We start from the raw sequence: 19,116 nt of genomic DNA on the forward strand, positions 1-19,116 counted from the left end.
TTTTATCCTCTCCGCCCGGCCCTCATCTGCGGCATTACGCCACAAAGGTCAAGCTGCCGGAAATCCCCGGATCTGCGGCAATAGCCGTTCCAGTGCGTGCTCGGCGCCCGCCACCAGCATCTCGTGGCGGACCTGGCGCCGGTTGTAGGTGAGCAGGCTGCCGGAAAGGTCCGTCAGCCGTCCGCCGGCGCATTCGAGAATAAGGTCGGCAGCCGCGAGATCCCAGTCGTGCGAGTTGCGCTTGACCACCGTGCCATCAAGGCGGCCGTCTGCCACCATGGCCAACCGGTAGGCGAGCGACGGGATATGATGATGACGTTCGACCTCGCTTCGAAACGGCTGATCAAATTTCTTCACAAGACTTTCATCGGCGGCGATCACGAGCTTATCGTGATCCGGCGTGGTGACCGTGATCGGAGCACCGTTGCGGATCGCCTGACCGCCCTTGACGGCAAAGAACTCCTCGCCGAGTGCGGGCGCCACAAGGACGCCCGCAACCGGCCGGCCGAGGTGGACGACTGCGACGGAGACGCACCAGGTCTTTTCGCCGTTGATGAAGGCGCGCGTGCCATCGATCGGATCAACCACGAACAGCGTGTCGAGCGAAAGCCTGGCGTCGTCGTCATCCGTTTCTTCGGACAGCCAGCCGTAATTGGGACGGGCGGTCAGAAGCAGGCTCTGGAGAATGTCGTTTGCCGCAAAGTCTGCGGCACTGACGGGCGACGAGCCCTCGTTTTTCCACCAGACTTCCGGCGACTGGCCGAAATAGCCATGCGCGATCTCGCCGGCCTGACGGGCGGCATCGCGGATCAGGTCCAGATCTTCAAGCCATTGCCCTTCCGCGCCAGCCATCGGTCAGCGTCCCGCCAGCGTCATGCCTTCGATGGCGATCGTCGGAGAGGCAGTGCCGAACTTGCGGTCGATGTCGTTGGCCGGCGTCATCCGCATGAACATGTCCTTCAGATTGGAGGCGATCGTGACTTCGGAGACCGGATAGGCAAGCTCGCCATTCTCGATCCAGAAGCCGGTCGCGCCGCGCGAATACTCGCCGGTGATCATGTTGACGCCCTGGCCGATCAGTTCGGTGATGTAGAAACCGGTGCCGATCTGGCGGATCAGGTCTTCAGGCGAAATGTTGCCCGGTTCCAGCGCGAGGTTCGTGGAGGCCGGGGTGACGGACGTGCCGCCGCGCACGCCGCGGCCATTGGTCGGGAACCCGATCTCGCGTCCTGTCGAGGTGGAGAGGAACCAGTGGTTCAGCACGCCGTCCTCGATCATCACCAGACGCTCGCCCTTCACACCCTCGCCATCGAAGGGGCGCGAGGAGGAACCGCGCACGATCAAAGGATCGTCGGTGATATTGAGGCCTGGTTTCAGCACCTGCTGGCCCATCTTGTCGCGCAGGAAGGATGTCTTGCGGGCAACCGATCCGCCGTTGATGGCGCCGGCGATATGGCTGACAAAGCCGCGCGCGATGCGCGGATCGAAGACCACGGTGACATTGCTGCCGGTATCGACCTGGCGCGGATTGATGCGCTTGACCACCCGCTCGCCGGCACGCCGGCCGATCAGCTTCGGATCGTCGAGATCGGCTGCAAACAGACGGCTGTCGAAATCGTAGTCGCGCTCCATCTTCGTGCCCTCGCCGGCGATGACGCTGACGGAGCGGCCGAAGCGGCTGGCCATATAGGCGCCGGAAAATCCGTGCGAAGTAACGAGAACCATTCCGCCCATGCCGGCAGAGGCGCCGGATCCCGACGAGTTGGTGACGCCTGCGACATCGCGGGCTGCCTGTTCCATCTCGAGCGCGACCTCGCGCATCGTATCGGCTGAGACTTCGGTCGGGTCGAACAGGTCGAGATCCGGGTAGTCCCTCGCAAGGTCCTTTTCATCGGCCAGGCAGGCGAAGGGATCCTCGGGCGAGACCTTTGCCATCGCCACAGCGCGTTCGGCCAGCACCTTCAGATCGAAACCCGGATTGGCGGAAACGCTTGCAACCTTGTTGCCGACGAAGACACGCAGCGAGAAATCGTCGCTTTCCGAGGATCCGGTTCCTTCCACCTTTCCGAGCCGGACGCTGACCGAACTGGAGCGGGAGCGGACGACCACCGCATCCGCCTTGTCGGCGCCCGCCGCCTTGGCCAGATCGATCAGTTCGCCGGCACGCGCCAGAAGGGAGGCGGAATCGATTTGCGAGGTCATGTTTGCAAGCCTTTCGTTTGCACCCCATTTATTGTGCACCGACCAAAGCATCAAGGGCAGCGCTCCGATTCCCCGGTTGACCTTCCGCATTCCCGACCCGAAAGTGCCCCATGACTGCAAACGGCTCCCACTTTACCGAAATGTTGATGCTGCTTGCCGGTGCGGTGATCGCCGCCCCGCTGTTTCGCAGGCTCGGTCTTGGCACCGTGCTTGGATATCTCGCGGCCGGCATCATGATCGGTCCGGTGCTGCAACAGGTGACCGATACGCAGGAAGTGCTGCATGTCGCCGAATTCGGCGTCGTGTTCCTGCTCTTCGTCATCGGGCTGGAGCTGAAACCCTCGCGTCTGTGGCAGATGCGGGCCGACGTGTTCGGGCTCGGACCGGCGCAGGTGGTGATATCGGGTGGCATCCTGAGCGGGTTCGCCTACCTGTCGGAAATGGCGGACTGGCGCGGCAGCCTGATGATCGGCTTCGGGCTTGCCCTGTCGTCCACCGCCTTTGCGCTGCAGATCCTCAATGACACAGGTGAGATGAACAGCCGCTACGGCCAGCGCTCCTTCTCCGTTCTCTTGTTCCAGGATCTCGCGATCGTGCCGCTTCTGGCGTTGATCACAATCCTGGCACCCGGCACGAGCGAGGCTGCCGCCACCCCGATGCTGGACTTTGCAATCGCTGTCGCTGCCGTGGGCGCCATGGTGATTGCCGGCAAGTACCTGCTGACACCGATGTTCCAGATCATTGCCAGCAGCGGTGCCCGCGAGGTGATGATTGCCGCCGCCCTTCTCGTCGTGCTCGGTTCGGCGGCTGCGATGCAGGCCGTCGGTCTGTCGATGGCGATGGGTGCTTTCCTCTCCGGCGTCATGCTGGCGGAATCCTCCTATCGGCACGAGCTGGAAGCGGATATCGAACCCTTCCGCGGCCTGCTTCTGGCGCTGTTCTTCGTCGCTGTCGGTCTTTCGCTCGAAGTCCAGGTGATCTTCGAAAACCTTGCCTTCCTGATCCCCGCGGTTGCCGTGTTCATGGGTGTGAAGGCCGCCGTGGTCTACGCTCTCTCGCGCCTGTGGGGTTCGCCGCCCAATGACGCCCTGAAGATCGCGTTCCTGTTGCCGCAGGGTGGCGAATTCGGCTTCGTGCTGTTTACCACCGCGACCGCGGCGGGCCTCCTCTCTTCCGCCACCGCTTCGCTTCTGATTGCCGGCGTGACGCTGTCGATGGCGCTGACGCCGCTCGGCTCGGCGCTTGCCCGCCGCCTGCAGAAGAGCGAGACGCGCGAACATCTGGAGGAGGATTTCGAAGGCGCCGGAGCCGATGTGCTGATGATCGGCTTTTCCCGTTTCGGCCAGATCGCCGCGCAGATCCTGCTTGCCGGCGGCAGTTCCGTGACTGTCATCGATGACAGTCCGGAGCGTATCCGGCAGGCGGCCAATTTCGGCTTCCGGATCTATTTCGGCGATGGTGCGCGCAAGGACGTTCTGATCGCGTCCGGTATCGAGAAGACGAAGATAGTTGTGGTCGCGACGCAGAAACGGGAAACGACGGACCGGATCGTCGACCTGATTGCGTCGGAATTTCCCGATGTGCGCCTGTTCGTGCGGTCCTACGACCGGGTTCATTCGCTGGCGCTTCGCGAAAAGAACGTCGAATACGAGTTGCGCGAAACGCTGGAGTCCGGGCTGCTGTTCGGGCGACGGACGCTGGAAGCGCTCGGCATGAGCGAGGCTGCCGCCTCCGAGATCGGCGACGATATCCGCCGTCGCGACGAGGAACGGCTGCAGGTTCAGGCCGTGCAGGGTTTGGGCGCCGGCCGCGAGATGCTCTTCAACAGTCCCGTTCGCCCCGAGCCGCTGATCAAGCCGAAACGCACCGGCAAAAGCCCGGAGGAAAAGGCTTCCGGTGTTTCGATCGGCAAGTGGTGATCAGGCAGCCCTTTCCAGAGCCTCGATCGCCCGCTTGAGCTCTTCTCTTGTGCCTTCTGAGGCTTCGAGGATGTCGCGCGCCTTGTAGAAATCCATCACGCCGAAGCGATTGACGCTGGGACGCAGGAAGATGTGCGGGGGATTGAGTTTCAGCTTGAGGGCAATGCTGGCCTGCATGGTGAGCTGGCTTGCGCCGAACAGGCTGTCGAAGCGGTTTGGCGGATGCAGGCCATCGCCTTCCGGCGCGCCGACCACGTCGATGCCGATCACAACGTCGGCGAGATCCATCAACTGCTCGTAAGGGACGGGATTGAAGACGCCGCCATCGATCATGATGCGGTTGTTGACCCTGACCGGCATGAACAGGCCGGGAATGGCGGCAGAGGCGGCAATCGCCTTGCGCAGATTGCCCGTCTCGAGGATCACCTCCGCCTGGCCATAATAATCGGTGGCGGAGATCTTCAAGGGTATGACGAGATCGGCGAAATCCTGGGGGATCTGGCTCGGCAGGAAGGCCTCGAGGATCGGCTCCAGATTGAAGTGACCGAAGCGAAATCCGCCGAGTGCATCCCGCATCGTCGACGGGCCGAGACCCCAGAGCCGGTTCACCAGCGAGCCGCGGTTGCCGACGGTCTCGACGGTATAGTCGCGGATCTCGCGGCCCGACATGCCCGATGCCATGGCGGCACCCATGATCGCGCCGATCGAAGAGCCGGAAATTGCTACCGGCCGGATGCCGAGTTCGTCCAGCGCTTCAATGACATGGATATGGGAAATGCCGCGGGCGCCGCCGCCGCCGAAGGCGACCGCATAGCGCAGATCGCCCTTCTTGCCGCCAGGGCGATCCGCAGTCTCATGATCAGCAAGGGTCAGCCTCGTGTTCATGGATCGCCTCCCGCCTTTGCTCAGGCCGGCTCGTAGCGGAAGAAATCCATCCGCGTATCGCCGAATGTTCGGCTTTCGAGCAGCTTGTAGGCCGGATCGACTTCAACCGTCACATCGGCGCGTTCTTCGAGAATCGCGAGCGCGCCGGGCACCAGCCAGCCGCCGACATGGGCGGCAAACAGAGCCCCCTCACCCAGCTTCTGACCATAAGGCGGATCGGCGAAGAGGAAGTTGTAGGGTTCCAGCGTACCGACCGGGCCGAGCTTGGTGGCATCGCGGCGCAGGATGCGGGCGCGGCCATGCAGGCCGAAAGCGTCGATGTTCTCCCACAGGAGACCGCGACCTTCGACACCGTTTTCGACGAACAGCGCATGACGACAGCCGCGCGAGACGGCTTCCAGTCCGACGGCACCGGTGCCGGCGAAAAGATCGATCACCCGCGTGCCATCCAGCGCCTGCGGATAGACATGGCCGATGATGTTGAACAGGCTTTCGCGCGTCCGGTCGATGGTCGGCCGGATCGCGCTGGTTTTCGGCGTGGCGAGCGTGCGGCCGCGGAATTCACCCCCTACGATGCGCACGGATCAGCCTCTCGGGGTCCGCGGTTTTCCACCTGGGCCGCCTGATCGAGCGCCAGCCGGACGTCCGCCTGGCTTGCCACCCGAGGGACGGCCACCCGAAGGCTTGCCGCCGGACGGTTTACCGCCAAAGCTTGGCTTACCACCGGAAGGCTTGCCGCCGAAGGATTTGCCGGCAGGCCGTGCACCTCTGGGCTTATCGCCGAACGCGGGCTTGTCACCGAACGGACGATCCGAGCGCGGACGATCGGGACGACCTTCTCCAGCACTGAACGAGCGCGCGGGACGATCACCATCCTCGCGCGGGCGACGGTCGCCCGTTGGGCGGTCACCGGTGGGGCGATCACCGCGCGCCGGCCTGTCGCCATAAGGGCGATCCGAGCGCGGACGATCGGAACGGCCCTCGCCGGCGTTGAAAGCACGGGCGGGACGGTCGCCATCCTGACGGGGGCGACGGTCGCCGGTTGGGCGGTCACCTGTCGGACGATCTCCGCGGGCCGGACGATCACCGAACGAACGCTCGCCGCGGGGCTTGTCGCCATAGGGACGATCGCCGCTTTCGCGCGGCTTACGGTCACCGAAGGAGCGTTCGCCTCTTGGGCTATCAGCGCGAGGGCTATCGCTGCGGGGTCTGTCGCCTCTCGGCTTATCGCCTCTTGGCTTGTCGCCGCGCGGCTTGTCACCGAAGGAACGCTTGGCGCCGAATTCGCCCTTTTCCGGTTCCGGCGGAGAATCCGCGCGGATCCAGTCGGCGTCGTCATCGGCGCGCTTCACGATCACGCGGCGGTCATTTTCCGGAACCTGTTTCCTGAACAGCTGCTCTGCCTGCGCACGAGCGGAGACAGCCCGGACGCTGCCGTCGGCGTTTGGACGCGCACCCGGCGCCATCCAGACATTGGCGGTGCGGCTGGTGCCCATCGGCGGACGCTTCTTCGGCTTTTCGTCGCCGAGATCGCGGTCATTGGACTTGAAGCCCGGCTTTGCGCCGAACTTGCCCTCAGGCTTGCCGGCGAATTTGCCGGCCGGCTTTTCGGAGAACTTGCGTTCGGTCGCCTTGGTATCGAGACGGCCGAGCGAGCGTTCGCGCCTGTCCTCGTCGCGAGGACGTGCCGGGCGATCCGCCGGGCTCGACCATTCGGAGCGAGAGGAACGTGCCGGCTTCTCGTCTTCAGCAGCGGCAGGCGTTTCGTTGTAGATCGGCGCGTCGAAATTCGCCTTCGCTTCTTCGATCAGGCGCGGACCGAGCTGGTCGCGCAGCGTGCGGCCGCGCACTTCCATGACCTCGCCTTCCGGCAGGTCACCGAGCTGGAACGGGCCGTAGGAGATACGGATCAGGCGGTTAACTTCAAGGCCGAGCGCGCCGAGGACGTTCTTGATCTCGCGGTTCTTGCCTTCGCGAAGACCCATGGTGATCCAGACGTTGCGGCCCTGCGAACGGTCGAGCGTGGCTTCGATCGAGCCATAGAGAACGCCATCGACGGCAATGCCGTCCTTCAGCTTGTCGAGCGATTCCTGATCCACCTCGCCATGGGCGCGGACGCGGTAGCGACGCAGCCAGCCGGTGGTCGGAAGTTCCAGCACGCGCGACAGACCGCCATCGTTGGTCAGAAGCAGCAGGCCTTCGGTATTGATGTCGAGACGGCCGATGGAGAGAACCCGCGGCAGTTCGCCGGGCAGGTTTTCAAACACGGTCGGACGTCCTTCCGGATCGGAATTCGTCGTCACCAGGCCGCCGGGCTTGTGGTAGAGCCACAGGCGCGTGCGCTCGACACCGCGGATCGGCACGCCATCCACCTCGATCGCATCGTCGAAGGTGACGTTGACGACGGGCGTATCGAGAACCTTGCCGTTGAGCGAGACGCGGCCATCCATGATCATCCGCTCGATATCGCGGCGGGACGCCACGCCGACGCGGGCGAGGATCTTGGAAATACGCTCGGGCTTGCCATCCGACGCAGCCGTTTCGGCAGAGGCTGCCTGACGGCGCATCGGCTTTGCCGGCTTGTCGGCGGCAGCGTTTTCGCCACGGGGCTTTTCAGCGCGCGGCGCAACGGAGCGCGGCCGTTCTGAGCGGGGCGCGTCGGAACCGGGCTTTGCGGGCGCCCGTTTCTTGAAGCCCGTCCCCGTCTTTGTCTTGCCGGCTGCAGCATCTGCAGATTTCGGCTTGATCTCGCGGATGAAGGTTTTGGCTTCGCCGCGCTTCGGCTTGTCTTTTGAAGTCATTTGTTGTTTGCCTGAAGCATGATGTCTACGGAAACGAACCGGACATTCGTGTTCGTGGATGGTGATGAAACACGCGCACAGCGCGCTTCGTGTTGAATGCTTCCTACCAGTTCATGCGAGCCGGGTTAAGAGGAAATCGCGGAAATGCCCAAGAGCGACGGTTTCATGGATGCCGCACTCACAGAAGCCAGGCTTGCAGCGGCACAGGGCGAAGTTCCCGTGGGTGCCGTGCTGGTCATGGACGGCCAGATTATCGCCAGATCCGGCAACCTGACCCGCACCAAGAACGACGTGACGGCGCATGCCGAGATTGCGGTTATCCGGGCTGCGGCCGGGGTTCTTGGCCAGGAACGGCTTAGTGGTGCCGATCTTTACGTGACGCTGGAACCATGCACCATGTGTGCGGCGGCGATTTCGTTCGCGCGAATTCGCCGGCTGTATTACGGCGCGGGAGATCCGAAGGGGGGCGCTGTGGAAAATGGCGTGCGTTTCTTTGCACAACCGAGCTGCCATCACGCGCCGGACGTCTATTCCGGGCTCGGAGAGCGGGAAGCCGCCGACATTCTGACAGGCTTCTTTCGCTCACGCCGGGATTAGGCAAGACAAGGTCTTACTGGAAGGGCTTCCACCAGCTGCTGTTCGACGCCTGGGTTGCGCTCTGCGCTTCCTTCTTGCGACGGCGCTCCTTCTCGTTCTCGGGTTCTCCGAGATCCTGAAGCGTTGCGGCATCGGCGGCACGGAATTCAGCCGGCGGCTCGGACAGGGAACGGCGGCGCGAGCCCATGTTGACCGTTTCGACATCCTGCTTGGCCTTGCGGAAGGCTTCCCATTTTTCCGTTTCGGTCATCTGACCGCCCTGGCCACGACCGGCCATCAGCGGCGAACGGTAATTGTTGTTGCCTTCGTTTTCCTTGGCTTCCAGACGCAGGCGCGCACGGGTCTCTTCCGGAGATTCAACCCAGTTCGGGTTGCTTTCGCGGTTGGCGAGCGACTGCTGGGGTGCAGGAAGACTGCTCTGACCCTTGCCGGCAACGACTAGCGTCGGGCGGGGATTGTAGCGCAGCTTTTCTTTTTCTTCATCGCGGGCGCTGCCGAGAGCCACGGCTGCTCCAAGATCGTCGCCGAGCTGGGCCATTGCCGTCTTGTCGGTGCCATAGGTCGGGCCGCCCATGCAGCCGGAAAGAGACACGGTTGCAGCCAGCATGCCAACCGCACCGATCGCGGCACGAAACGCATAAGTCGTTTTCATCAAACCCCTACCATCGGCGCCCGTCCTGACGCCTTCAAACCTGGAAGTCATCTCGTGCCGGAACATTCCGGCCAATTTCAGGCAGGAATACCGGATGACGCGGCCAAGCGCAATCATCCGGTAATCTTCAAGCCATCAGAGCCGGCCAAGCTTGGCCAGTTCAGTCAGTGCCGCCGCATCGCGGGCCGAAACATCCGGCCAGGCGGGATCGGACCCGACATCCGTCGTCACGCGCCACGAGCGGGCGCATTTGACGCCGTCCGCAGGCTTCGGCTCGACCGATACGCCGGACACTTCCGCAAGACGGAACGCCGTCTGCGCGCCTTCGTCTGCCACGATCGTGATGGCGGATGTGATGCAGGTTTCTTCGAAATCCAGCCCGTCCAGCGCCTTCAAAAGCTCGGCATCGGCGACATGGACAACGGGTGCGGCTTCCAGCGACGAACCGATGCGCTTGTCCTTGCGCTCGATTTCCAGCGCGCCTGTGACGACCGAGCGAACCTTGCGGATCTTTGCCCATTTCTCGGCAACCGCATCGTTCTTCCACTCGGCAGGCACATCCGGGAACTGTTCCAGATGCACGGAGACGGCATCGGGCTTCAGGGACAGCCATGCCTCTTCCGTGGTGAAGGGCAGCATGGGTGCGAGCCAGGTGACCGTGCATTCGAAGATCTTGCGGATGACCGCAAGCGAGGCGCGACGGCGCAGCGACGACGGGGCGTCGCAATAAAGCGCATCCTTGCGGATGTCGAAGTAGAAGGCCGACAGTTCGATATTGCTAAAATCGATCAGCGCGCGGGCGATCTTCTTGAATTCGAACGCATCGTAGCCTTCACGCACCAGCTTATCCAGTTCGGACAGGCGGTGCAGCATCAGCTTTTCGAGCTCCGGCAGCTCGGCATAAGCGATCTCTTCGCCATCGTCGTGGGCCAGCGTGCCGAGCATCCAGCGGATGGTGTTGCGCAGCTTGCGATAGGCATCGACATTGGTCTGGATGATCGTCTTGCCGAGGCGCTGGTCTTCCCAGTAATCGGTCGTCATGACCCAGAGGCGCAGGATATCGGCGCCAGCATCCTTCATGACATCCTGAGGCGCCACGACATTGCCGAGCGACTTCGACATTTTCTGGCCCTTTTCATCCATGGTGAAGCCATGGGTGACGACCGTGTCATAGGGCGCGCGGCCGCGGGTGGCAGCCGATTCCAGAAGCGAGGAATGGAACCAGCCGCGATGCTGGTCGGAGCCTTCGAGATAGACGTCGGCCGGCCATTTCAGGTCCGGACGATCTTCGAGGGTGAACGTGTGGGTCGAGCCTGAATCGAACCAGACGTCGAGGATATCCATGACCTGCGTCCACTTGGCGCCGTCATGGGCATTGCCGAGGAAGCGTTCCTTGGCCCCTTCGGCAAACCAGGCATCGGCACCTTCTGCATCGAAGGCTTCCAGGATGCGGGCATTGACCTCTTCATCCTGCAGGACATTGCCTTCCTCATCTGCAAACACGCAGATCGGGACGCCCCAGGCGCGCTGGCGCGACAGAACCCAGTCCGGGCGCTGCTCGATCATGGCGCGCAGACGGTTCTGGCCGGCGGCGGGCACGAAGCGGGTATCGTCGATAGCGGTCAGCGCACGGGTGCGCAGGGTCGTGCCGTCGGCGAGGTCCTTGTCCATATAGACGAACCACTGCGGCGTGTTGCGGAAGATGATCGGCTTCTTGGAACGCCAGGAATGCGGATAGGAATGCTTGAGGCGGCCACGGGCAAACAGCGCTTCGCGTTCGATCAGCGCCTTGATGACGCGGTCGTTGGCATCGCCCTTCTTGCCGTTGTCATCCATGACGCGGGCGCCCTCGAAACCGGGGGCGTCGGTGGTGTAGGTGCCCGAGTCATCCACCGGGAACGGGATGCGCGGATCGATGCCGCGCGCTTCGAGTTCCTTGACGCTGGACATCCAGGCCTCGAAATCCTCGCGGCCGTGGGACGGCGCCGTGTGGACGAAACCGGTACCGGCATCGTCGGTGACGTGGTCGCCGGCGAGGAGTGGGACGGTGAAGTCGTAGCCGAGATCCTTAAGGGGATGGGCAGTTGTCATCGAAGCAAGCTCGCGCGCAGAAACATCTGCCAAACGCTTGAAGGCAAGCTTCGCCTTTGCGGCAGATTCCGCTGAAAGGCTGTCCGCAAAGATCAGCTTTTCGCCCGGCTGCGGACCGAAGTCGTTAGCCGCTTCGGTAACTTCATAGAGCCCGTAAGCGACCTTCGGCGAATAGGCGATCGCGCGGTTGCCCGGGATGGTCCAAGGCGTGGTCGTCCAGATGACAACTGATGCCTGCGTAAGATCGTGCAGCTGGTCGCCGGCGCTTGCTTGGACATCTTCTTGCGTGCCTGCCCCATCAAGCCGGCTATGGCCGGTTGCTTTCATTACCGGGAACTTCACCCAGATCGTGTCGCTCTCGTAGTCGTGGTATTCGACCTCGGCTTCGGCAAGCGCAGTCCGCTCGACAACCGACCACATGATCGGCTTCGACCCACGATACAGCTGGCCGCTCATGGCGATCTTCAGAAGTTCGCCGGCGATGCGGCTTTCCGAGTGGAAATCCATGGTCAGGTAGGGTTTGTCGAAATCGCCGACGATGCCGAGGCGCTTGAATTCTTCCGCCTGGATCGCGATCCACTTTTCAGCATAGGCGCGGCATTCCTTGCGGAATTCGATCATCGCGTCCGGCTGCTTCAGGTCGGGCTTGGCCTTGCCCTTGGCACGGTAGTTCTCTTCCTCGATCTTCCACTCGATCGGCAGGCCGTGGCAATCCCAGCCGGGAACGTAATTCGCGTCATAGCCGCGCATCTGGAACGAGCGGGTGATGACGTCCTTGAGGATCTTGTTCAGCGCATGGCCGATATGGATGTTGCCGTTGGCGTAAGGAGGGCCATCGTGCAGCACGAATTTTTCACGACCGGCGGCGGAGGTGCGCAGCTTCTTGTATAGGTCCATCTCGCGCCAGCGGGCAACGGTTTCCGGCTCTTTCTGCGGCAGGCCTGCCCGCATCGGAAACTCGGTCTCGGGCAGATAGAGGGTCTTCGAGTAATCGAGCTTTTCAGTCACTGTATCGGTCATATTGGCTATCGTCTCTGGCGCCGGGACAGGGGCGCATGCGGATGAATTCGGTGGCAGAAGCGCTCCTGGAAGCGCCGAAAACCCGGACCCTCCGGCCGACTGTTCAAGCCGCGCGGAAGGCCGGGCCGATAATTCGTATGATCATCGCGGCCATGATCCTGGCCCGCCGGAAATCTGTCATGGGGGCGGTTATTACGGTGTTTTTCGGGTGAAAGGAAGGGGCAAAACCGAGATGGTTCGTGGACTCCCTGCCCGCCCTTGGATTACAACTGACTATCTGACCAGTTGGAGGATGATATGCCGGAAAGACGTCAGGAAAACATCTGGAAGCTCGAAGATGCCAAGGCACGGTTTTCCGAGGTGGTGCGGCGCGCCCGTAACGAAGGCCCGCAGCATGTGACGGTGCGCGGAAAAGACAGCGTCGTGGTAATCAGCAGCGAGGAGCTGGAGCGGTTGAGCCGGCCGGCGCCCAAGACATCGCTCATCGATTTCATGGAAGGGTTGGGACTGGAGGATCTCAATCTCGACCGTGATGCCGACCGCGGACGGGACGTGGAACTGTGATCGGCTGGCTTCTGGACACCAACGTCATTTCCGCCCTGATCAACCCGAACGGCGCGCCTTCCGTCAAGCGCTGGGCGGCGGACCAGGATGAAGAGCGGCTGTTCATCAGCGTTCTGACGCTCGCCGAATACGACAAGGGAATAGCGAACCTGCCCGACGACGATGCCAATCGCTACCGCTACAAAGCCGCCACCGATGCACTGGAAGCGCGGTTCAGTGGTCGTATCCTGTCAGTGACCGATGCTATCGTACGCCGGTGGGGCGAGATTTCGGGACGCGTGAAGCGAGCCACCGGTCACGCGCCGCCAGTTATCGATACGCTGTTTGCGGCCACCGCCATCGAGCACGATCTCTATCTCGTCACCCGCAACGTGAAGGACTTCCGCATGTCGGGCGCAGCGATCTTCGATCCCTGGCAGGACGATGTCGCGCTGTTTCCGTTGAGCGACCGTTAATCCTTCGGGTTCGCCTTCATCACCGCCACCAACGCATCGTTGATGCGGTCCTGCCAGCCGGGGCCGTCGTCCTGGAAATATTCGATCACGGCGCTGTCGAGCTTCAGGGACACGAGTTCCTTTGCCTGCGGAGCGGCGCGTCGTTCCACTGCTGGAGCAGCGGGTTTCTTGACCGGCTTAAACAGCGCTTCGGCCGCTTCCATCGGGTTTACGGGCCTGCGGGGTGGGGTTGCCATGCGCTTATCCTCCGTTGTCGACATTCGATTCGAACGCGATCTTCATGTCCAGCTCGCCGAGCGGCTTTACGCCTGACAGCAGTGCCCTCGCCTCTGCCTCGTCGTTTTTCATCTGGGTGACCAGGGGGTCGAGGCCGTCGAATTTGAGTTCGGGGCGCAGGTAGCCGAAGAAGGAGACCGAGCAGAGCTCGCCGTAGAGGTTTCCCGAGAAATCGAACAGAAAGGTTTCGAGAAGAGGTGCGCCGTCGTCAGTCACGGTCGGGCGGCGGCCGTAGCTTGCGACGCCGTCGTGCAGCGTGCCGTCGGCTCGTCTGAAGCGTACGGCATAGATGCCGGGCTTCAGTTCCGTTTCGGGTGCAAGCTTCATGTTCGCGGTGGGATAGCCGAGCTGGCGGCCAAGCTGTTCGCCGCCGATCACTTCTGCCTCGACCGTATAGCGATAGCCGAGCAGACCTGCGGCAGCGACGACGTCTCCTTCGGCGATCAGATCGCGGATGCGGCTCGACGACACGACTTCTGCGTTTTCATCGCGAAAGGCATCCACCAGCGAAACGGTGAACCCGTGACGATCGCCGGCGGTCATCAGGAAGGCCGGTCCGCCTTCACGGCCCTTGCCGAAATGGAAGTCGAAGCCGGTGACGACGGCGCTTGCGCCCAGCCAATCGGTCAGGATGGTCTTCACAAAATCCTCGGCCGATCGGGTCGCGAAGTCGCGATCGAACGGGTACTCGATGACCGAGCGGAACCCCATGGCCTCCAAGAGCCGTGCCTTGAGCGGTGCCGGTGTCAGCCGGAACACGGGCTGGTCGGGCTTGAAGACGGTGCGGGGATGCGGCTCGAAGGTCAGCACGAGTGCTGGCACGCCGCGTTCACTGGCAAGTTCCAGCGCCCGATCGAGCACGCTGCGATGGCCGCGATGGACGCCATCGAAATTGCCGATCGCGACGACGCCGCCCTTGAGGCTTTCGGGCAGCGGCTCCTTCATTTCGTTGCGATGAAATACGGTCATGTCAGGTTCCGGATCAGGCGAGGCGCGGCATCCAGAATTTCGGCGCGGCGTTCTCGCTTTTCAGCCATTCCTGCATGATCGCCTCATCGGTTTCGCCATCGACGGAATATTCCGCGATGTGAATGCCGGCACTGATATAAAGCAGGTCGAGGCCTTGCGAAAGCGCGCCGCGAACATCGGTCGGCATGCCGTCGCCGATCGCGAGAACCCTCGCCTTGTCGACATCACCGCGCTCCTTGCGGGCAAGCGAGATCGCTTCGTCGTAGATCGGCTTGTGCGGCTTGCCGGCCACTCGGACCTGGCCGCCGAGCTGTTCGTAATAGGCGGCGACCGCACCGGCGCAGGGAATGATCCGGTGACCGCGCTCGACCACCAGATCCGGGTTGGCGCAGATCATCGGCACGTCGCGGTTGATGAAGGTGGTCAGCATCTGGGTATAGTCTTCGGGCACTTCCTTCTCGTCGTCGAAGAAGCCGGTGCAGACGACGCAGTCGGCGTCGGCTTCAGAAACGATCTCGATACCCAGTCCGTCGAAGAAATTGAGGTCGCGTTCAGGCCCCAGCAGAAACACCTTCTTCGGACCTTCGGCGACCAGATGCCGGGTGACATCGCCAGAGGTGACGATCCGGTCGTAGCTTTCGTCCGGCACGCCGAGATGCTTCATCTGCTCGATAACACCAGGTGCGGGGCGCGGCGAGTTGGTGATCAGCACGACAGTGGCGCCGGCTTCTCTGGCGGCGGCGAGCGCCGTGCAGGAATGCTGGAAGGCTTCGACACCGTTATGGACCACGCCCCAGACATCCGAAAGCACGACATCGTAGCCCTCGATCACGTCGTTCAAATTCTGGATGCGCTTTGCCATATCAAAAGTTCCTGCCGGTTTTGCCTGCTCGATTAGGAGGCTGACATCGCAAACCGTTGGCGAGATTACAAGGGAGAAGGCGGTGAAAGCGGGCCGCGCGACGTAGATCCCGGCAAAACTTCATATTTTTGCAATGATACGATCCTCACGACATCAGGAAGATCTGGGCGAGAAAACCCGCCGCCGCGCTGATGGCGAGCACCGGCACCATGCCGAGCTTCAGGACGAGCAGCATGATGGCGGAGGCTGCGAAAAGCAAAAGAGCGACGGGATCGAGGCTGGACCAGACCGGGACGGAAAGGCCAAATGCTGCTGGCGCAAAGAGATCGACGTGGCGAACCTCTCTGAACAGAACATGCAGGCCGAACCAGATCGCGAGGTTGAGGATGACGCCGACGACCGCGGCGGTGATGGCAGACAGCGCGCCGGATAAAAGGGCGTTGCCGCGCAGGCGTTCGATCAGAGGGGCGCCCGCAAAGATGAAGACGAAGCTCGGCACGAAGGTTGCCCAGGCGACAAGCAGGCCGCCGACAATTCCGCCCGTGACGGGGCCGAGACCGGACGCCTCTCTGAAGCCAACAAGAAAGCCGACGAAGGACAGGACCAGCACGAGCGGGCCCGGCGTGGTTTCGGCAAGCGCCAGTCCGTCCAGCATCTCCCCCGGCTTAAGCCAGCCGTAATCGGCGACTGCGACCTGCGCCACATAGGCCAAAACCGCATAGGCGCCGCCGAAGGTGACCAGTGCCATCTTGGAGAAAAACGCGAACAGGCTGGACAAGCTTTCCGGTGCTCCGAAGGCCCAGAGCGCTAGGACAGGCGACTGCCAGATGAGGATCCAGAATACAAGCGTCGCGATCGTGCGGGCGACACCAGGTGTTTTCGCGCCGGGAGGGCCGTCTCCTTTGGCGACGCCGTCTTGAGTTTGCTGCCCCCCTGCCCGCGTCATCAGATAGCCTGCGAGACCGGCCGCAAACACGACGAGCGGAAACGGCAGGCTGAAGAAGAACAGGGCCACGAAGGCCGCGGCCGCGACGCAGCGCAGGAATGTGGTTTTCAGTGTTCGGCGTCCGAGGCGGATCACGGCCTCCACCACGATTGCAAGGACCGCCGCCTTCAGGCCGAAGAACAGGCCGGCAAGCCATGTCGCATCCTGGTAGAGGACGTAGGCCGCCGAAAGCCCCAGAATGATGGCAAGGCCGGGAAGCACGAAAAGCAGGCCTGAAACGATACCGCCGCGCACGCCAAACAGCAGCCAGCCGATATAGGTGGCCAGTTGCTGCGCCTCCGGGCCGGGCAGCAGCATGCAGTAATTGAGGGCATGCAGAAACCGCTCTTCCGAGAGCCAGCGTCTTTCTTCCACCAAAGTCTTGTGCATCATGCCGATCTGTCCGGCAGGCCCTCCGAAACTAAGGGCGCCGATACGGGCAAACACGCCTGTGAGCTCACGAAAGCTCGGCGCCGGGCCCGGGTTTTGGTCGTTAAGCGTATTCTGCATGGCCGCTCCTTGAGCCCTGAATTTTTCAAGCCCGTTCTTGACTCAGCTCGCAGCCATCCTTATCTCGGGTCTCGTTAGCACTCTCGATAGATGAGTGCTAAACGTCACTCCGCGGGTCCTTGAGACCCGTCCATGTCATTTGATCGAGGGATTAGACAATGACAAGCACCAATTTTCGCCCCCTGCACGACCGCGTTGTAGTCAAGCGCGTCGAGTCTGAAGAAAAGACCAAGGGCGGCATCATCATTCCCGATACCGCCAAGGAAAAGCCAGCTGAAGGCGAAATCATCGCCGTTGGTCCTGGCGCCCGCGACGAAAGCGGCAAGCAGGTTGCACTCGACGTCAAGGTCGGCGACCGCGTTCTGTTCGGCAAGTGGTCGGGCACCGAAGTCAAGCTCGATGGCGTCGACCTTCTGATCATGAAGGAAGCCGACATCATGGGCATCATCGGCTGATTTTAGCCGACTGCTCTTCTTCCAATATTTGCTGACACCCCTTTTCAGGAGTTCCCAACATGGCAGCTAAAGAAATCAAGTTTGGCCGCACCGCGCGCGAAAAGATGCTTCACGGCGTCGACATCCTCGCTGACGCAGTGAAGGTCACGCTCGGCCCCAAGGGTCGTAACGTCATCATCGACAAGTCCTTCGGCGCTCCGCGCATCACCAAGGACGGTGTTTCGGTCGCCAAGGAAATCGAACTTGAAGACAAGTTCGAAAACATGGGCGCCCAGATGGTCCGCGAAGTTGCTTCGAAGACCAACGACATCGCGGGCGACGGCACCACGACTGCTACCGTTCTTGCACAGGCCATCGTTCGCGAAGGCAACAAGGCCGTTGCAGCCGGCATGAACCCGATGGACCTGAAGCGCGGCATCGATCTCGCCGTTGCAGAAGTCGTCAAGGATCTCCAGGCCAACGCCAAGAAGATCTCGACTTCGGAAGAAGTTGCACAGGTCGGCACGATTTCGGCAAACGGCGACGCACAGGTCGGCCGTGACATTGCTGAAGCCATGCAGAAGGTCGGCAACGAAGGTGTTATCACCGTCGAAGAAGCCAAGACCGCTGAAACCGAACTCGAAGTCGTCGAAGGCATGCAGTTCGACCGCGGCTACCTGTCGCCTTACTTCGTGACCAACCCGGAAAAGATGGTCGCCGATCTCGACGACGCTTACATCCTTCTGCACGAAAAGAAGCTTTCGAACCTTCAGGCCATGCTGCCTGTTCTCGAAGCTGTCGTTCAGACCGGCAAGCCGCTCCTCATCATCGCTGAAGACGTCGAAGGCGAAGCTCTTGCAACGCTCGTCGTCAACAAGCTGCGTGGCGGCCTGAAGATTGCTGCTGTCAAGGCTCCTGGCTTCGGCGATCGCCGCAAGGCCATGCTGGAAGACATCGCCATCCTGACGGGCGGCACTGTCATCTCCGAAGACCTCGGCATCAAGCTCGAAACCGTAACGCTCGACATGCTCGGCCGTTCGAAGAAGGTTTCGATCACCAAGGAAAATACGACGATCGTCGACGGCGCCGGTCAGAAGACCGACATCGAAGGCCGCGTTGCACAGATCAAGGCACAGATCGAAGAAACTTCTTCGGACTATGACCGCGAAAAGCTGCAGGAACGTCTTGCCAAGCTCGCTGGCGGCGTTGCCGTCATCCGCGTCGGCGGCTCCACGGAGATCGAAGTCAAGGAACGCAAGGACCGCATCGACGACGCGCTCAACGCGACGCGCGCTGCCGTTCAGGAAGGCATCGTCCCAGGCGGCGGTACCGCACTCCTGCGCGCTTCGACCAAGATCACGTCCAAGGGCGCGAACGACGACCAGGAAGCCGGCATCAACATCGTCCGCAAGGCGCTGCAGTCGCTGGTTCGCCAGATCGCAACCAACGCTGGTGACGAAGCTTCGATCGTTGTCGGCAAGATCCTCGACGGCGACAGCGACAACTTCGGCTACAACGCCCAGACGTCGGAATATGGCGACATGATCGCCATGGGCATCGTCGACCCGGTCAAGGTCGTTCGTACGGCTCTGCAGAACGCAGCTTCGGTTGCTTCGCTGCTGATCACCACCGAAGCCATGATTGCCGAACTTCCTAAGAAGGAATCGGCTGGCGGCGGCATGGGCGGCGGCGGCATGGGCGGCATGGGCGGAATGGACATGATGTGATCAGGCCGTAAGGTCTGCACATCTGATCCTTCAGGTTCAGTGTTTCGGAAAGGGCGTCGGGCAACCGGCGCCCTTTCTGCTATTGAGGCATACAGCATGCATAGCATTTCCCCCTCTGAACTTACCGAACGACAAGGACTGATAATTTTTATTCGTATAAAATAGTA

Annotated in this window: 17 protein-coding genes; 6 read left to right on the forward strand and 11 right to left on the reverse strand. The window is 62.0% G+C overall.

Going from position 1 to position 19,116, the window contains the following annotated elements:
• Window positions 1–48 precede the first annotated feature (48 nt).
• Together AC0JZ8_RS19355 and AC0JZ8_RS19360 are read right to left on the reverse strand one after the other, a co-directional pair.
• Entirely contained in the window at window positions 49–852 is an 804-nt protein-coding gene (locus AC0JZ8_RS19355) for a 3'(2'),5'-bisphosphate nucleotidase CysQ (RefSeq protein ID WP_471893229.1), read from the reverse strand.
• Between the two features lie 3 nt (window positions 853–855).
• Window positions 856–2,202: a TldD/PmbA family protein gene (locus tag AC0JZ8_RS19360; RefSeq protein WP_471893230.1), complete on the reverse strand. Its 1,347-nt coding sequence runs from the start codon at window positions 2,200–2,202 to the stop codon at window positions 856–858.
• A gap of 110 nt (window positions 2,203–2,312) precedes the next feature.
• Between AC0JZ8_RS19360 and AC0JZ8_RS19365 the strand changes: the two genes are divergently transcribed.
• Window positions 2,313–4,121 carry a monovalent cation:proton antiporter-2 (CPA2) family protein gene (locus AC0JZ8_RS19365; RefSeq protein WP_471893231.1) on the forward strand — a complete coding sequence of 603 codons (1,809 nt, stop codon included), beginning with the start codon at window positions 2,313–2,315 and terminating at the stop codon, window positions 4,119–4,121.
• Here AC0JZ8_RS19365 and AC0JZ8_RS19370 read toward each other — a convergent pair whose 3' ends face one another.
• The 3 genes from AC0JZ8_RS19370 to AC0JZ8_RS19380 are packed head-to-tail and all read right to left on the reverse strand — an operon-like array spanning window position 4,122 to window position 7,807.
• The gene (locus AC0JZ8_RS19370) at window positions 4,122–5,006 is read right to left on the reverse strand and encodes a patatin-like phospholipase family protein (protein ID WP_209903282.1); all 885 of its coding nucleotides are present in this window, start codon (window positions 5,004–5,006) and stop codon (window positions 4,122–4,124) included.
• 20 nt (window positions 5,007–5,026) lie between these two features.
• Entirely contained in the window at window positions 5,027–5,587 is a 561-nt protein-coding gene (gene rsmD / locus AC0JZ8_RS19375; protein WP_113109555.1) for a 16S rRNA (guanine(966)-N(2))-methyltransferase RsmD, read from the reverse strand.
• Window positions 5,588–5,590: 3 nt separating this feature from the next.
• Window positions 5,591–7,807 (reverse strand): pseudouridine synthase, encoded by a 2,217-nt coding sequence (locus AC0JZ8_RS19380; RefSeq protein ID WP_471893232.1) that lies wholly within the window; start codon window positions 7,805–7,807, stop codon window positions 5,591–5,593.
• Between the two features lie 144 nt (window positions 7,808–7,951).
• Between AC0JZ8_RS19380 and AC0JZ8_RS19385 the strand changes: the two genes are divergently transcribed.
• Window positions 7,952–8,404: a nucleoside deaminase gene (locus AC0JZ8_RS19385; protein WP_062453707.1), complete on the forward strand. Its 453-nt coding sequence runs from the start codon at window positions 7,952–7,954 to the stop codon at window positions 8,402–8,404.
• Window positions 8,405–8,417: 13 nt separating this feature from the next.
• On the opposite strand, the gene AC0JZ8_RS19390 is transcribed toward AC0JZ8_RS19385, so the two are convergent.
• Both AC0JZ8_RS19390 and ileS read right to left on the reverse strand, forming a co-directional pair.
• Window positions 8,418–9,056 (reverse strand): hypothetical protein, encoded by a 639-nt coding sequence (locus AC0JZ8_RS19390; RefSeq protein ID WP_092662408.1) that lies wholly within the window; start codon window positions 9,054–9,056, stop codon window positions 8,418–8,420.
• A 135-nt stretch (window positions 9,057–9,191) separates the two neighbouring features.
• Window positions 9,192–12,167, reverse strand: a complete 2,976-nt coding sequence (ileS, locus tag AC0JZ8_RS19395; protein ID WP_471893233.1) for an isoleucine--tRNA ligase — start codon at window positions 12,165–12,167, stop codon at window positions 9,192–9,194.
• Between the two features lie 297 nt (window positions 12,168–12,464).
• Between ileS and AC0JZ8_RS19400 the strand changes: the two genes are divergently transcribed.
• On the forward strand, window positions 12,465–12,731 hold the full coding sequence (locus AC0JZ8_RS19400) for a type II toxin-antitoxin system Phd/YefM family antitoxin (RefSeq protein ID WP_062453709.1): 267 nt from the start codon (window positions 12,465–12,467) through the stop codon (window positions 12,729–12,731).
• A complete protein-coding gene (locus AC0JZ8_RS19405; protein ID WP_325261742.1) occupies window positions 12,728–13,186 on the forward strand; it encodes a type II toxin-antitoxin system VapC family toxin in 459 nt (152 codons plus the stop codon). Before AC0JZ8_RS19400 ends, AC0JZ8_RS19405 begins: the two co-directional genes overlap by 4 nt.
• On the opposite strand, the gene AC0JZ8_RS19410 is transcribed toward AC0JZ8_RS19405, so the two are convergent.
• From AC0JZ8_RS19410 to chrA, 4 genes are all read right to left on the reverse strand, one after another.
• Entirely contained in the window at window positions 13,183–13,422 is a 240-nt protein-coding gene (locus AC0JZ8_RS19410) for a BrnA antitoxin family protein (RefSeq protein ID WP_092661361.1), read from the reverse strand. The two genes, AC0JZ8_RS19405 and AC0JZ8_RS19410, sit on opposite strands and share 4 nt — an antisense overlap.
• 4 nt (window positions 13,423–13,426) lie before the next feature.
• Window positions 13,427–14,431 (reverse strand): bifunctional riboflavin kinase/FAD synthetase, encoded by a 1,005-nt coding sequence (locus AC0JZ8_RS19415; RefSeq protein WP_471893234.1) that lies wholly within the window; start codon window positions 14,429–14,431, stop codon window positions 13,427–13,429.
• Between the two features lie 13 nt (window positions 14,432–14,444).
• On the reverse strand, window positions 14,445–15,293 hold the full coding sequence (locus AC0JZ8_RS19420) for a TIGR01459 family HAD-type hydrolase (protein ID WP_471893235.1): 849 nt from the start codon (window positions 15,291–15,293) through the stop codon (window positions 14,445–14,447).
• A gap of 145 nt (window positions 15,294–15,438) precedes the next feature.
• The gene (gene chrA, locus AC0JZ8_RS19425; RefSeq protein WP_471893236.1) at window positions 15,439–16,788 is read right to left on the reverse strand and encodes a chromate efflux transporter; all 1,350 of its coding nucleotides are present in this window, start codon (window positions 16,786–16,788) and stop codon (window positions 15,439–15,441) included.
• Between the two features lie 158 nt (window positions 16,789–16,946).
• Between chrA and groES the strand changes: the two genes are divergently transcribed.
• The gene (gene groES, locus AC0JZ8_RS19430) at window positions 16,947–17,243 is read left to right on the forward strand and encodes a co-chaperone GroES (protein ID WP_062453716.1); all 297 of its coding nucleotides are present in this window, start codon (window positions 16,947–16,949) and stop codon (window positions 17,241–17,243) included.
• Between the two features lie 59 nt (window positions 17,244–17,302).
• Complete coding sequence (gene groL, locus AC0JZ8_RS19435) at window positions 17,303–18,949, forward strand: chaperonin GroEL (RefSeq protein ID WP_062453717.1); 1,647 nt, start codon at window positions 17,303–17,305, stop codon at window positions 18,947–18,949.
• Window positions 18,950–19,116 lie beyond the last annotated feature (167 nt).

This window comes from Velazquezella soli (assembly GCF_977018685.1).

Excerpts from the sequence above, each read along its gene's own strand:
- AC0JZ8_RS19355 (WP_471893229.1), bottom strand. The coding sequence starts at position 852 with ATGGCTGGCGCGGAAGGGCAATGGCTTGAAGATCTGGACCTGATCCGC.
- AC0JZ8_RS19360 (WP_471893230.1), bottom strand. The coding sequence starts at position 2,202 with ATGACCTCGCAAATCGATTCCGCCTCCCTTCTGGCGCGTGCCGGCGAA.
- AC0JZ8_RS19365 (WP_471893231.1), top strand. The coding sequence starts at position 2,313 with ATGACTGCAAACGGCTCCCACTTTACCGAAATGTTGATGCTGCTTGCC.
- AC0JZ8_RS19370 (WP_209903282.1), bottom strand. The coding sequence starts at position 5,006 with ATGAACACGAGGCTGACCCTTGCTGATCATGAGACTGCGGATCGCCCT.
- AC0JZ8_RS19380 (WP_471893232.1), bottom strand. The coding sequence starts at position 7,807 with ATGACTTCAAAAGACAAGCCGAAGCGCGGCGAAGCCAAAACCTTCATC.
- AC0JZ8_RS19385 (WP_062453707.1), top strand. The coding sequence starts at position 7,952 with ATGCCCAAGAGCGACGGTTTCATGGATGCCGCACTCACAGAAGCCAGG.
- AC0JZ8_RS19390 (WP_092662408.1), bottom strand. The coding sequence starts at position 9,056 with ATGAAAACGACTTATGCGTTTCGTGCCGCGATCGGTGCGGTTGGCATG.
- ileS (WP_471893233.1), bottom strand. The coding sequence starts at position 12,167 with ATGACCGATACAGTGACTGAAAAGCTCGATTACTCGAAGACCCTCTAT.
- AC0JZ8_RS19400 (WP_062453709.1), top strand. The coding sequence starts at position 12,465 with ATGCCGGAAAGACGTCAGGAAAACATCTGGAAGCTCGAAGATGCCAAG.
- AC0JZ8_RS19410 (WP_092661361.1), bottom strand. The coding sequence starts at position 13,422 with ATGGCAACCCCACCCCGCAGGCCCGTAAACCCGATGGAAGCGGCCGAA.
- AC0JZ8_RS19415 (WP_471893234.1), bottom strand. The coding sequence starts at position 14,431 with ATGACCGTATTTCATCGCAACGAAATGAAGGAGCCGCTGCCCGAAAGC.
- AC0JZ8_RS19420 (WP_471893235.1), bottom strand. The coding sequence starts at position 15,293 with ATGGCAAAGCGCATCCAGAATTTGAACGACGTGATCGAGGGCTACGAT.
- chrA (WP_471893236.1), bottom strand. The coding sequence starts at position 16,788 with ATGCAGAATACGCTTAACGACCAAAACCCGGGCCCGGCGCCGAGCTTT.
- groES (WP_062453716.1), top strand. The coding sequence starts at position 16,947 with ATGACAAGCACCAATTTTCGCCCCCTGCACGACCGCGTTGTAGTCAAG.
- groL (WP_062453717.1), top strand. The coding sequence starts at position 17,303 with ATGGCAGCTAAAGAAATCAAGTTTGGCCGCACCGCGCGCGAAAAGATG.